This window comes from Streptomyces sp. NPDC045899 (assembly GCF_056431485.1).
In genome coordinates this window covers 1-12,929 of record NZ_JBWKKP010000028.1, presented here as the reverse complement: position 1 = coordinate 12,929, position 12,929 = coordinate 1, and the positions used below count along the sequence as shown (strand labels likewise).

Below are 12,929 nucleotides of genomic sequence, written 5' to 3'. Positions count from 1 at the left end.
ACGCCGATGCCGGCGGTGCCGCCCTCCTCCCTTTCCGCCCTCCCCCGCTTCGGGGCACCCCTGGCCGCCCTCTCCCGAGGCCGTCCTCACCGGCCACCCTCACCGGCCGCCCTCTGATGGCCGGTTGATGGCCGGTTGATGGCCGAAACGCCGAACTCCTCCCCGGACCAGCGGAACCACCGTGCCCGGCCAACCCTCTGACCAAGAGACCGGGCCCGCCGAGCGGCGGCCCGGTCGACCGTTGGAACACAGGTCGACAGGGAGGGGACACCGCCATGAACCGGCGGACACTGCTGGCAGCGGGTACCGGGCTGACGGCCACGGCCGGCTTGGCCACCGCGTGCAGCGACGATGCGGGCCGGGCCGCGCCCTCCCGCTCCGCCCTCGGGTCGGACGCCCGCTCGGCCGCCGCCTCCGGCCGCCCCGGCGCGCTGGCCGGATCGGCACGGGCCGCGGACTGGACCGCGCTGGGCCGTGATCTCCAGGGTGATCTGCTGCGCCCCGGTGACTCGGACTTCACCTCGGCACGGCGCCTCTACAACACCCGCTTCGACCATCTGCGCCCGGCCGGTGTCGCCTATATAGAGAACACCGCGGACATCGCCGCCTGTCTGGCCTTCGCCCGGCGGCACGACACCCCGGTGGCCATCCGCAACGGCGGCCACAGCTACGCGGGATGGTCCAGCGGCAACGGCCGCCTCATCATCGACGTCTCCGCGCTGCGCTCCATCCGCAGCACCACCGGCGAGGCCCGGATCGGCGGCGGGGCCAAGCTCATCGACGTCTACACCACGCTCGGCGCGCGCGGGGCCACCGTACCCGGCGGCTCCTGCCCCACGGTCGGCATCTCCGGTCTGACGCTGGGCGGCGGCCACGGCGTGGTCTCCCGGGCGTACGGACTGACCTCGGACAGCCTCATCGGCGCGAAGATCGTCACCGCGGACGGCAAGACGCTGGACGTGTCCAAGGACCGCGAGGCCGATCTGTTCTGGGCCCTGCGCGGCGCGGGGAACGGCAACTTCGGTGTGGTCACCGAACTCCGCTTCCGCACCCACAAGACCCCTGACGGTGTCACCGCGTATATGTCATGGCCGTGGTCGAAGGCGGCGAAGGTGCTGAGCGCCTGGCAGAAGTGGGGTCCGGACCAGCCGGACGAGATCTGGTCCTCGCTGCATCTGTCGGCCGTCCCCGGCCGCACCCCCACCGTCTCCGTGAGCTGCTTCTCGCTGGGCAGCTACGGCGACCTCCAGAACGCCGTCGACCGGCTCGCCGACGGTCCGGGCGGCCCCGGCCCGGCCACCCGGGTGACCCTGCGCCGCCGCGGCTACGTCGACGCGATGCGGATGTACGCGGGCTGCGGCGACACCTCGACCACCCAATGCCACCTGCCCGGCCGGCAGCCCGGGCAGAGCAGCTCCGGAGTGCTCCAGCGCGAGACCTACGCGGCACGCTCGGACTTCTACGACCGCTCACTGAGCGCGGCGGGCGTCCGCGCGATGCTCGACCAGGTCGAGCGGTTCGGACGGCGCACCAGCGGTGGCGGCTCGGTCAGCATCGCGCTCACCGCGCTGGGCGGCGCGGTGAACCGGGTGCCGGCCGGGAGCAGCGCGTTCGTCCACCGCCGCTCACGGTTCCTCGCGCAGTACACGGGCTCCTGGGCGGCGGGCGGCTCGGGCGACGCGCAGAACTCCTGGCTGGCCGGTGCCCATACGGCGATGCGCCGGTACGCCTCGGGCATGGCGTACCAGAACTACACCGACGCGACCCTGCGCGACTGGCGCAAGGCGTACTACGGATCCGCCGCGGACCGGCTGGCCACGTTGAAGAAGCGTTACGACCCGGACCGGCTCTTCGACTTCCCGCAGGCCCTGTAGCCCCCGCGCACCCGCGCACGTACGAAGGCCCGGCGGTCCTCCGCCGGGCCTTCGTCCGTGTACCGGTGCCGCCCTAGGCGGCGAGGTCCTTGCTGCCGCGCTGACCGCCCGGCGACCGGCGCTCGGGCACCTCCCCCGGGCGCCCCTCCCCGGCCGTGGCCCCGACGGCGCGGGCGGCGCGGCCGTCCCGTACCAGCCAGCCCGCGCGGGAGCCCGCGATGGCGGTCGTCAGTGGGGTGAGCAGCATCATCGCCAGCGGCGCCAGCAGCAGGGTGACCGCCGTGCCCAGCGCGAACCCGCCGATCACGTCCGTGGGGTAGTGCACGCCCATGTAGACCCGGCAGAAGCCCTCGAACAGCGCCAGCGCTATGGCGCCGACCCCGAAGGCACGGTGGGCCATGAAGACGCCGACCGCGATGGCCATGGTCAGCGTCGCGTGATCGCTGACGAAGGAGTAGTCGGTCTTGCCCGCGACCAGGACGTCGAGCCCCTGGTGGTCCTTGAAGGGGCGCGGCCGTTGCACGATGCCGCGGATGGGGATGTTGGCCATCAGCGCGAGCCCGGCCGCCAGCGGCGCCCATATCAGCCCCGCGACGGCGGACGGCGCCTCCTGCGGCCGCTTGCGCACGCTCCACCAGGCGCCGAACGCCACCAGGACGAGCCCGAAGACGATCCCGAACTCGCCGACGAACTCCATGACGCGGTCGAACCAGTGGGGGGCGTCCTTGGCGAGTCCGTTGATGTCGTAGAGCAGGCTGACATCGGGGTTCGACCCGTCCAGTGCGAGTCCAGCCATGTGCCGTGGCCCCTTATCTCTTGCCTGTCGCTACTTGCCGCTGACGGCCCCCGTGGTGGTGACGACCGGTGGCCGCCGCGACCGGTGCCGGAGAACCCGCCAGCCGTCCGCGCCGGACCACGCTGATCCCGTCGATGGAATCGATCCACTCTCAAGGGAACGCCCTCTTTCGGCCTGGCGTTCCGTTCTCAACCCAACGATCACCGGGACGTTATCGAAGGGTGACCGATCGTCGCAGCTCAGGGGGAATCTTTACGCGGAGTTCGCCCGTGGCAACGCTTTTGCGCCATCTTGCGTCACCCGCGTCGCGCCGATGTAGTCGGGGGTGTCGATCTTGTCGAACCTGATCACCGCTCCGGTGTAAGGAGCGTTGATCATGTACCCGCCGCCCACATACATCCCCACGTGGTGGATCGACCTCGGATCGTCGAGATCGTAGGCGAAGAAGACGAGGTCCCCGGGGATCAGCTCGTTCCGCTTCGGGTGGGGCCCGGCGTTCCACTGGTCGTTGGCGACGCGCGGGAGCTCGATCCCGACCGACTTGTACGCCGCCTTGGTGAGCCCCGAGCAGTCGAACCTGCCGTCCTGCTCGGGCGTACCGTTACCGCCCCACAGATATGGCTTGCCCAGCTGCTTCTGCGCGAAGTAGATCGCCCCGGCCGACTGCTGCGAGGGACGCACCCGCTGGACCGGCGCCTCGAAGCTCTTGGCGAGGGTGGTGATCGTCTTCACGTAGTTCTGCGTCTCGCGGTACGGCGGCACCCCACCGTGCTTGATCACGGCATAGGCGCCCGCGTTGTACGAGGCCAGCATGTTGTGCGTGGCGTTGCCCGGTACGTCCTTCACGTACTTGGCGAGCGAGCAGTCATAGGCGGCCGCCGACGCGATGGCGTCCTTCGGATCCCAGATGTCCCGGTCGCCGTCCTTGTCGCCGTCCACCCCGTGCGCGGCCCAGGTGGAGGGGATGAACTGCGCTATCCCCCTGGCGTCGGCCGGGCTCTGCGCCTTCGCGTTCCAGCCGCTCTCCTGGTAGAGCTGTGCGGCCAGCAGCGCGGGGTTGATGGCGGGGCAGGAATTGCCCCACTTCTGTACGAGCGGCTCATACGCGGCCGGGACGGCACCTCTGGCCAGCCCGACGGTCCTGCCGCCACCGCCGCCGGTCAGATCCGCGGCGACCATGTAGGTACCGACGACCAGCAGACTGACGAACGAGGCCGAGACCCCGAGACCGACACTGACGCCCAGCCAGACCTTCCGCACCCGGCCATCCTCCCCCATCCACCCGTGGCACGAACGCGTTTGCGTACCCACGGCGAAATCCAGCCGCTTCCCAGCCGAAACCATACGGTGGGGGCCGCGCCACGCGCCCCCTGTGCCTCGCCGCTCCGCCCGGGCCGCCTCCCGGCGGGCCGCACAACGCGTAGAGTCCGGCGCAGCCGAGCGCCCGGCCCACGTCCGGGGGAAGCGGGGAGGCGGAGATGACGGAGCTCGACTGGCAGCGCGGCCCGGCCGGTGACGGAGGGTCGGATGCCCCCCGCCTGGAGGTGGCCGTGGCCCCGGACGGATGGATCCACCTGCGGGAGAGCGACGCCCCGCGGACGGTCGTGATCACCACTCCGGCCAAGTGGGAGGCGTTCGTCAGGGGGGTCAAGGCGGGCGAGTTCGACGACTTCACCGAGGCGTCGGAGGGGTGACGGTCCGTCGGGCCGACTCCGGACGGGTGGACCCGGCGCGCCGAACGGCGTGCCCGGTCGGCGTGTCGGGTGACAGGGCACTGGGCCTGATGGCGGTCACTGATCGTTGCCCGACCCCCGGGTGCGTGATACACAGAGTAACCAAAGGGCCCGGTTGCGGCGGGTCCCGCCCACCGGCCGGCCGCCGTCGTCCACAACTTGTGCGAGATCCGCCAAGAAATGCCGCCAAGTCGACATGCGGAAGCGGAATCGTCAGCGAAGATAGAGACCGGCCCACGCCGTGACGGCGAGCCAGATACAACTACCCATAAGGGGCGGTGAGTTCAAAATGTTCCTAGCGGCCGAAAAGGGCGACATCAACACCATCATCGGCGGAATCGCCCCAGACTGGGGTCCCTTCGGGAGCCTGGGCAGCGAGGCCCGCGTGATGATCGAGGTCGTGATGGCCGTCGCGCTGCTGCTCTGCTTCGGCATCGCCATCTGGGGCGCGGCCAAGCAGCGGATCGGCGCCACGGCACTGCGCGACACCTTCAGCGCGGAACAGGGCAAGGGGCTGATCGTCGCCGGTCTGACCGGCGTGTTCATCATCGGCTCACTGGGCACCCTCTTCACGATCGTGTACGGCATGGCCATCTAGTCCCGCCCGGAGCGGCGGACGGGCCGGACGGGCCGGACGGGGAGCATGGAACCCGTGGCACGGCGGACGCGCCGGAGCACGGAGTGCGCTCCGCGCTTCAAGCCCCGGAGCCGCCCCCAGCCCCCGGCGTACGCCCCCACCTCCGAGCCTCCGCCCCCGATCCCCTCTACCGGCCCCACTCCCGCTACCCGAGGCTGCTCCCTGATGCCCGCCCTTCCCGCTGAGGTCGTGTCAGCTTGATGTCCACTCACACCACCGCGCCCGAGCGTCAGTCCGCACCGTTACCGTCGTATACGGGTGGCGGAAGAGCGACCATGGCCGACGCGGCCGGTACGGGCGGCAGGCGCGATCCGGTCGGTGGCAGGCTTGGCACGGTTGAAGGGGCGTACGCACGATGAGTCTCGGCGGCGACGACGGATACGGCGGCGACTACGACGGCCATGACACGGGCCGCGCCCGCGGCGCGGCCTCCGGCGACCACCTCACGCGCACCCGCCTGCCCGAGGGCGACGGCGACCCCTACGGCCCGCCCCGCCGCGGCGCCGGCCGCGCGGCCAAGCCCAGCCGCAACCTGATCACCGTGGTCGGCGTCGTCGTCCTCCTCCTGGCGGCCATCGCCTTCGTCAACCGCGGCGGCGGCAAGGACGACGACTCCGACGGCGGCGGCTCCAACGGCACCAGCTCCGAGAGCGGGCCCACCGCCCCGTCCGGCGAGCGCCCCGTCGAAGGCAAGAACAGCGTGACGGGCATCGCCTCCGGCTTCCCCAAGACGGAACAGGGGGCGCAGAGCGCGGCGGCGAACTATGCGGTGGCGCTGGGGTCCGACGGCATGTTCAAGTCCGCCCGTCGTGAGGCGATCGTGAACACCCTCTACGCCCCGGATGTCGCGACCACGCGGCTGAAGGAGCTCGACAAGGCGTTCTCGAACGACAGGATCCTCGCCAACGCCGGCCTGGATTCCGACGGCAACGCCCCGGACGGCATGACCTTCGTCTCCCGCGCCAACCCCGTGGGCACCAAGATGGTGAAGTTCAAGAACGAGGAGGCTCGGGTCGCCGTCTGGCACTCACTGCTCTTCGGCCTCGCGGGGGAAGGGTCCAAGACCCCGGTCGCCGAGAGCTGGTACACCGATACGTTCGATCTGAAGTGGGTCAAGGGTGACTGGAAGATCGTCCAGCGTGCCCAGAAGAGCGGCCCCGCGCCCGTCGGCCGGGACCAGACCGCGTCCTCGGCCGAAGACATGGCCAACGCCGTAGAGGGATTCGGAGGGTTCACGTATGCCCGCTAACCGCCGTCGTGCCCTCTCCATCGGTGCCGTACTCGCATCAGTCCAAACCGCGGCCGTGCTGCTGGCCACCCGGGCAGCCGCTGCTCCGACTCCGCGCCCGTCGGACACCAGCGACGGGTGCGACGGCATTGATGACGGCCAGCTCAAAGACCTGTGCAAGGGAAACGGGGGCGGAGGATCGTCCGGTCCCGACCCCTCCAACCCCCTCGACCCCGCCGCCTCCCTCGCCCGCGGCTGCGCCGACGCCGCCGCCTGGCTCGTCGGCAAGCTCTCCAAACTGGTCAACGCGACGGCCAACGTCGACTTCACCAACGAGGCCTTCCTCCGCCAGTACGCCGTCGTCTTCGCCGCCTCGACCGTCCTCACCCTCATCCTCTGGCTGCTCGCCGTCGCCAAGCGCGCCATCCGCGGCGCCCCGCTCGGCGAGGCGCTCTCCGAAGCCATAGGTTTCCTCTGGCTGACGGTCCTGGCCTCCGCCTTCACCCCGCTCATCCTCTATACCGTCGTCACCGCCACCGACGCCGTCACCGAGGCCATCGCCTCCGGCACCGGTGCGGACAACGACGCCTTCTTCGGGTCGTTCGCCGAAGCCCTCAAGAAGGACGAGGACATCGGCGGCGGCCCCATCATGCTCATCGTCGTGTCCCTGGTGACGATCCTCGCCGCCGGCGTCCTCTGCCTCGAGCTGGTCATCCGCGCCGCCCTGCTCTACGTCGGCGCGCTGCTCGGCACCGCCGTCTACTCCGGCCTGGTCGACAAGAACATGTGGGGCCACGTCCGCCGCTGGGCCGGGATCATGATCGCCGTGATCCTGGTCAAGCCGGTCGTCGTCACGGTCCTCGCCCTCGCCGGGGCGCTCTCCACCTCCGGTGACGAACCCGACGCCTTCTCGGCCGTCGTCTCCGGACTCTCCATCATCATCCTCGCCATCTTCGCCAGCGCGATGATCTACCGCTTCGTGCCCGGCTTCGGCGACGAGATCGTCAAGGCCCGCAGCGCCAGCGCCGACCCGGCCTCGCGCCAGGCCGCCGCCATCATCAGTTCCCCCGCCGCCCTGGTGAAGCAGGGCATCAACACCCACAGCGCCCGCGGCGGGGATGGCGGAGGCGGCGGCTCCACGCCGAGCAAGCCCGCCAACCCCGTCTCCGGCGGCGTGGCCGCCCACAGCACCCGCTCCAGCGGAGGCGGAGGCGGCACTCCCGGCGGCAGCGGTGGCGGCGGAGGCTCCGCCGCCAGCCGCACCGGCCACCCCGGCGGCAGCCGCGGCAGCGCCCCCCGCACCCCGAACCGCAGCTCCGGCAACACCCCGGGAGGTGACCGGCGGTGACGCTCGACGCCCAGGCCCATCCCGTCCACGCGACCCGACGCACCTATCTGATCGGCCGCGCCCGCCCCAACGCGATCGTCGGCAAGAACCGCGAGACCGGCGAGATCGCGCTGATCATCGGGGGCGCGTTCATCGGCATGATGTGCGGGCTGCTGGTGCCGGTGCTCAGCCTGCGCATCGTTGCCCTGGTCGGCTTCCCCACCCTCGCCCTCGCCGCCGTGTACGTGCCGTACAACGGCCGTACCTTCTACCGGTGGTTCGAGATCAACCGCTCCTTCAAGCGTGCCGTCCGCAAGGGCGCCACCGCCTACCGCTCCTCCGCCGCCGAGGCGGGCACCCGATTCGACGGCCGTGAGATCGAGGTCGGCCCACCCCCCGGCATCGGCCGGATCAGCTGGCTCGCCGCCCCCTTCGGCCCCGACGAGATCGCCGTGCTGCTGCACGCCGACCGCCGCACCGTCACCGCCGCCATCGAAATCGAGGGCCCCGGCGTCGGTCTGCGCGACAGCGAGGACCAGGAGGCCCTCGTCGACCGGTTCGGCACCCTGCTCAAGCACGTGGCCAACGGCGACGGCTTCGTGACGCGCCTGCAGATGCTGGCCCGCACCCTCCCCGCCGACCCCGATGCCCACGCCAAAGACGTCGAGCGGCGCGGCGACCGCGCCGCGCCCCACTGGCTCAAGGACTCCTACGACCAGCTCCAGTCCATGGTCTCGACCTCCTCCGAGCAGCACCGGGCCTATCTGGTCGCCTGTATGCACTACACCCGCGACCTGGCCGCCGAGGCCCAGGCCATCGCCCGCGCGACCCGCCACAGCTCCGGCGGCCGCCGTCTGGACAAGGACGCGGGCCTGGCCGTCGTCATGGCGCGCGAGCTGACCGACATCTGCGCCCGGCTCGCCGAGGCCGACATCCGCGTCCGCCAGCCCCTCGGACAGGGCCGCCTGGCCTCGCTGGTCCACTCGATGTACGACCCGGACCACCCCATCGACCACATCCAGGCCATGACCAAGCGGAACGCCTGGCCCGCCGAGCTGGACGCGATGGAGCCCACCTACCTCCAGGCCAAGACCCGCGAGTCCAGCACCCGCGAGCCCTGGTGCCACGCCACGGCCTGGGTCAAGGAGTGGCCCATGACGCCCGTCGGGGTCAACTTCCTCGCCCCGCTCCTCGTCCACACCCCCGACGTCATCCGTACGGTCGCGGTCTGTATGGACCTGGAGCCCACCGAGATCGCCATCGAGCGGATGCTCACCGAGAAGACCAACGACGAGGCCGAGGCCAGCCGCGCCGCCAAGATGAACCGCACCGTCGACCCCCGTGACATCGCCGCGCACGGCCGGCTGGACCAGCGCGGCGAGGACCTCGCCAGCGGCGCCGCGGGAGTCAACCTCGTCGGTTACATCACCGTCTCCTCCCGCTCACCGGAGGCACTCGCGCGTGACAAGCGGACCATCCGGGCCTCGGCGGGGAAGAGCTATCTCAAGCTGGAGTGGTGCGACCGTGAGCACCACCGGGCCTTTGTGAACACGCTGCCGTTCGCGACCGGCATCCGCCGCTAGCGCCGGCCGAGCCGGCAGAGCAGACAGAGACGACTGGGACGACAAGGAGATAGGGGCTCCGCCGTGGCCGATCCGATGAGCGCTCTCACCGAAGCGTTCACCAGCTTTCTGTTCGGAAAGGTGGAGACGACACGGCTGCCCGTCCGCACCTCCACCGGACAGGCACAGGCCGTCTACCTCCCCACCGCGGCACCCGGCCTCGGTGACTCCGGCGTCATCATCGGGCGTGAGGTGTACTCCGGGAAGGGCTATATCTACGACCCCTTCCAGCTCTACGGACAGCAGCTGCCCGCCCCGCACTGGCTGGTGCTCGGCGAATCCGGAAACGGCAAGTCGGCCCTGGAGAAGACCTATGTCCTGCGCCAGCTGCGCTTCCGCGACCGCCAGGTCGTGGTGCTGGACGCCCAGGGCGAGGACGGCGTGGGCGAATGGAACCTCATCGCCCAGGAGCTCGGCATAACGCCCATCCGGCTCGACCCGATGGCGGCCCTCGACGGCGGTATCCGGCTCAACCCGCTGGACCCGTCCATCACCACCACCGGTCAGCTCGCCCTGCTCCGCACCATCATCGAAGTCGCGATGGGCCACGGGCTCGACGAGCGCTCCGGGTTCGCCCTCAAGGTCGCGCACGCCTACGTCAACGAGACCATCGTCGACCGTCAGCCGGTGCTCACCGATATCGTCGAACAGCTCCGGCACCCCGAGGCCGAGTCCGCCGAGGCGATGAACGTCGACATAGACGACGTACGGGCCTGGGGCCTGGACGTCGCCCTCGTACTGGACCGGCTGGTCGACGGTGACCTCCGCGGCATGTTCGACGGACCGACCACGGCCGGGATCGACCTCGACGCGCCCCTCATCGTCTTCGACCTGTCCCATATCGACCGCAACTCGATCGCGATGCCGATCCTCATGGCCATCGTGGGCGTGTGGCTGGAGCACACCTGGATCCGGCCGGACCGCAAGAAGCGCATCTTCCTGGTCGAAGAGGCGTGGCACATCATCAACTCGCCCTTCGTCGCCCAGCTCTTCCAGCGGCTGCTGAAGTTCGGCCGCCGGCTCGGACTGTCCTTCGTCGCCGTGGTCCACCACCTCTCCGACGTGGTGGACGGTGCGGCCGCGCGGGAAGCCGCGGCGATCCTCAAGATGGCGTCCACCCGGACCATCTACGCCCAGAAGGCCGACGAGGCACGGGCCACCGGTCGGGTGCTCGGTCTGCCGCGCTGGGCGGTGGAGATCATTCCGACGCTCTCCCCCGGTATCGCGGTCTGGGACGTCAACGGCAACGTACAGGTCGTCAAACACCTGATCACCGAGGCCGAACGCCCCCTCGTCTACACCGACCGGGCGATGACGGAGGACGGGCTGGCCGTCCAGATGGCGGCCGAGGCGGAAGCCGAGGAACGGGCCGCCGCGGCGGTCGAGGCAGCGGAGGCGGAGGCATACGGCGGGCCGTCGTACGGATCCACGGTGGCATGAGATGACAGCGGGGCTGAACCGCGGCGGACCCGCGGAACACGGGAGACCTCCCGGCCCGGAGCGCGGTATTCCGGACGGGCTGCTGATCGGCATCATGGCCTTCCTGCTGGGCCTGACCTGTCTGGTGTGGTCCGCGACCGGCCTGGCCGGGCTCTTCGCCCACGGCGCCTGGCCGGACGGCCTGGCCTTCATGCGCACACCGCTGGCGCTGCGCCATCTGGTCGAGGAGCCGCACAACCTCGCGGCGGCCTGGCCCGACACCCCCAAGGCCCAACTGTCCGGGTACGGACTCTTCTGGGGCCTCTTCATCAGCGAGCTTATGGTGCTGATCGTGCTGACGGTCTTCACGGTCGGCACGGTGACCCGCTACCGCGCGGTCCGCGCCAGACGCCGCGCCGAGGCGATCCAGGCCGCGGCCGAGGCACAGGCGGACACCGACGCGAACCGGCGGGGAACGGTCAACGGCGCCGCAAGACCAGCCCCATCCGCTCAGGCCCCCGGTGGAACGTACCCGGCGGCCGCGTCCGGCATCGAAGCGGCGAGCTACGGCACCCCCCGTGCGGAGGCCACACCCCCGCCGGTGGCCACCACGAGCGCCCCGACGGTTCCGGGCCCCGGCGGCCCTCCGCCCTCCGGCGTGGCCCCCACGGTCGCCGCTGCCGACACCGCGCCCGGATCCGCGACTTCCGCCCCGGCCGGCGCGCCACCCGCGACGGCCGCACCGCATGCGCCCGCCGACCCGGTGAGCGCCACGCTCCCCGGTGGAGAGCTGACCCGGTCCCATGTCCTCTACGGCGCCCAGCGCGGTACATCGGCCGCCGAAGCCGTCCTGGAGGCGGCCGGCCCGGTCCTGGTGGTCACCAGCGACGCCGCGCTCTGGTCCGCGACCAAGGACGCCCGGAGCAGGTTCGGCCCCACCCATGTCTTCGATCCGTCCCATCTCCTCGACACGCCCGCCCGGCTGCGCTGGAACCCGGCGGCGGACTGCGGGTCCCGTGACATCGCGACCGCGCGCGCCGCGGCGCTCCTGGCGCCCGTACGCCCCGCGCACGCCATGGACAAGCCCATGGCGGAGGCGGCGGAGACACTGCTGCGCTGCTGGCTGCACGCCGCCGCGGTGGACGGCCGTCCCTTCCGCCAGGTGCACCGCTGGGCCCAGGGCAACTCCGCCCACGAGCCCGTACGGATCCTGCGGACGAACCCCAAGGCGGCGGGCGGCACCGCGGGCGAGCTGGAGGCAACGCTCACCGCTCACCCCGAACGACGGGACCTGGCCCAGGAACTGACGGCCCGGGCACTCGGCGCGCTCTCCTCGATCCATATCCGGGACGCCTGCAATCCGGGCCGTGCCGATTCGCTCGCGCTGGAGTCATTCGTGGGCGAAGGGGGAACGCTCTATGTGATGGGCGAATCCATCGAGGATCCGCGGACCCATCCGGGTGCGATGCCCCTGCTGACCGCACTCGCCTCGCACGTGGTCGAGCACGGCCGGCGCATGGCCGAACGGTCATCCTCCGGTCGGCTCGACCCACCACTCACCCTCGTCCTGGACGATGTGGCCGCCGTGGCCCCAATCCCGGCCCTGCCCGATCTGCTGGCCCAGGGAACGGCTCAAGGAATGCCCGCCCTGGCGCTGATGCGCTCGCAGGAACAGGCGCGGGCCCGCTGGCCGCACCGCTCCCTGGCCGTTCAGGACCAGGGCTGACGACCCGCCAGCCGCACCAGCACCCGCCCTAGGTGGTGTACCGCTCACACCTGTCGGCAGCCTGGCATGGTCGATGGGTGACCAGTGAACTGCGCGGCAAGTACGTCCCTGGCGGACGCGGCCAGTGGAGACCTTCGCCCAGGTCACCGCGGACCGAGATCCGAGCGAGTGCCTGGCTACCCTGCATGAGCTGGAGGATGAAGACGTCCGCTCCGGCGTCTATGCGGCTTTCGACGGGGCGTCAGAGCTGCTGCGGGGTTTGCCTCCGCGGTCGTGGGCGCTGGTGACCTCGAATTACGAGCACCGGGTGCGCGAGCGTTTCCGGCGGACGGGCCTGCCGGTGCCGGGTGTGACCGTGGACGCGGCCGCGGTCGAGGAGGGCAAGTCCTCTCCCGTCCCGTATCTGCGAGCCGCTGAGCAGCTCGCCGCCGAACCCGGAGACTGCCTGGTCACGGTGTATGGGAATGCCGCATGAACGCAAAAATGCCTCGGTCCCGGACACTGAATGTCCGGGACCGAGGCTAAAAATTGTTCGGCGGCGTCCTACTCTCCCACAGGGTCCCCCCT

Annotated in this window: 10 protein-coding genes and 1 pseudogene; 9 read left to right on the top strand and 2 right to left on the bottom strand. The window is 71.0% G+C overall.

All coding sequences use genetic code 11. The features are described 5' to 3' along the window. Positions 1–275: 275 nt before the first annotated feature. On the top strand, positions 276–1,874 hold the full coding sequence (locus AC07FT_RS30735; RefSeq protein ID WP_479179236.1) for an FAD-binding oxidoreductase: 1,599 nt from the start codon (positions 276–278) through the stop codon (positions 1,872–1,874). A 73-nt stretch (positions 1,875–1,947) separates the two neighbouring features. Here the strand turns inward: AC07FT_RS30735 and AC07FT_RS30730 are convergent, their stop codons facing one another. After that, positions 1,948–2,670 carry a phosphatase PAP2 family protein gene (locus tag AC07FT_RS30730; RefSeq protein WP_471205838.1) on the bottom strand — a complete coding sequence of 241 codons (723 nt, stop codon included), beginning with the start codon at positions 2,668–2,670 and terminating at the stop codon, positions 1,948–1,950. Between the two features lie 252 nt (positions 2,671–2,922). Further along, positions 2,923–3,948, bottom strand: coding sequence for a C40 family peptidase (locus AC07FT_RS30725; RefSeq protein ID WP_432013964.1), 1,026 nt, complete (start codon positions 3,946–3,948; stop codon positions 2,923–2,925). A gap of 200 nt (positions 3,949–4,148) precedes the next feature. Here AC07FT_RS30725 and AC07FT_RS30720 point away from each other — a divergent pair, with 200 nt between their 5' ends. The 8 genes and pseudogenes from AC07FT_RS30720 to AC07FT_RS30685 all read left to right on the top strand — a co-directional run. Further along, the gene (locus AC07FT_RS30720) at positions 4,149–4,364 is read left to right on the top strand and encodes a DUF397 domain-containing protein (protein ID WP_471205840.1); all 216 of its coding nucleotides are present in this window, start codon (positions 4,149–4,151) and stop codon (positions 4,362–4,364) included. Positions 4,365–4,692: 328 nt separating this feature from the next. Beyond that, positions 4,693–5,001: a hypothetical protein gene (locus AC07FT_RS30715; protein ID WP_009716148.1), complete on the top strand. Its 309-nt coding sequence runs from the start codon at positions 4,693–4,695 to the stop codon at positions 4,999–5,001. Positions 5,002–5,395: 394 nt separating this feature from the next. Beyond that, the gene (locus tag AC07FT_RS30710) at positions 5,396–6,289 is read left to right on the top strand and encodes a DUF8175 domain-containg protein (RefSeq protein ID WP_479179234.1); all 894 of its coding nucleotides are present in this window, start codon (positions 5,396–5,398) and stop codon (positions 6,287–6,289) included. After that, positions 6,279–7,616 (top strand): hypothetical protein, encoded by a 1,338-nt coding sequence (locus AC07FT_RS30705; protein WP_479179232.1) that lies wholly within the window; start codon positions 6,279–6,281, stop codon positions 7,614–7,616. Before AC07FT_RS30710 ends, AC07FT_RS30705 begins: the two co-directional genes overlap by 11 nt. Beyond that, the gene (locus tag AC07FT_RS30700) at positions 7,613–9,178 is read left to right on the top strand and encodes an SCO6880 family protein (protein WP_471205845.1); all 1,566 of its coding nucleotides are present in this window, start codon (positions 7,613–7,615) and stop codon (positions 9,176–9,178) included. Before AC07FT_RS30705 ends, AC07FT_RS30700 begins: the two co-directional genes overlap by 4 nt. A gap of 75 nt (positions 9,179–9,253) precedes the next feature. Next, a complete protein-coding gene (locus AC07FT_RS30695) occupies positions 9,254–10,657 on the top strand; it encodes an ATP-binding protein (protein WP_302888980.1) in 1,404 nt (467 codons plus the stop codon). Between the two features lies 1 nt (position 10,658). Continuing rightward, on the top strand, positions 10,659–12,362 hold the full coding sequence (locus tag AC07FT_RS30690; RefSeq protein WP_479179230.1) for a P-loop NTPase family protein: 1,704 nt from the start codon (positions 10,659–10,661) through the stop codon (positions 12,360–12,362). Positions 12,363–12,474: 112 nt separating this feature from the next. Then, positions 12,475–12,813: pseudogene (locus AC07FT_RS30685) on the top strand (HAD family hydrolase); the annotation flags it as partial. Positions 12,814–12,929 lie beyond the last annotated feature (116 nt).

Excerpts from the sequence above, each read along its gene's own strand:
- AC07FT_RS30735 (WP_479179236.1), top strand. The coding sequence starts at position 276 with ATGAACCGGCGGACACTGCTGGCAGCGGGTACCGGGCTGACGGCCACG.
- AC07FT_RS30730 (WP_471205838.1), bottom strand. The coding sequence starts at position 2,670 with ATGGCTGGACTCGCACTGGACGGGTCGAACCCCGATGTCAGCCTGCTC.
- AC07FT_RS30725 (WP_432013964.1), bottom strand. The coding sequence starts at position 3,948 with ATGGGGGAGGATGGCCGGGTGCGGAAGGTCTGGCTGGGCGTCAGTGTC.
- AC07FT_RS30720 (WP_471205840.1), top strand. The coding sequence starts at position 4,149 with ATGACGGAGCTCGACTGGCAGCGCGGCCCGGCCGGTGACGGAGGGTCG.
- AC07FT_RS30715 (WP_009716148.1), top strand. The coding sequence starts at position 4,693 with ATGTTCCTAGCGGCCGAAAAGGGCGACATCAACACCATCATCGGCGGA.
- AC07FT_RS30710 (WP_479179234.1), top strand. The coding sequence starts at position 5,396 with ATGAGTCTCGGCGGCGACGACGGATACGGCGGCGACTACGACGGCCAT.
- AC07FT_RS30705 (WP_479179232.1), top strand. The coding sequence starts at position 6,279 with ATGCCCGCTAACCGCCGTCGTGCCCTCTCCATCGGTGCCGTACTCGCA.
- AC07FT_RS30695 (WP_302888980.1), top strand. The coding sequence starts at position 9,254 with ATGAGCGCTCTCACCGAAGCGTTCACCAGCTTTCTGTTCGGAAAGGTG.
- AC07FT_RS30690 (WP_479179230.1), top strand. The coding sequence starts at position 10,659 with ATGACAGCGGGGCTGAACCGCGGCGGACCCGCGGAACACGGGAGACCT.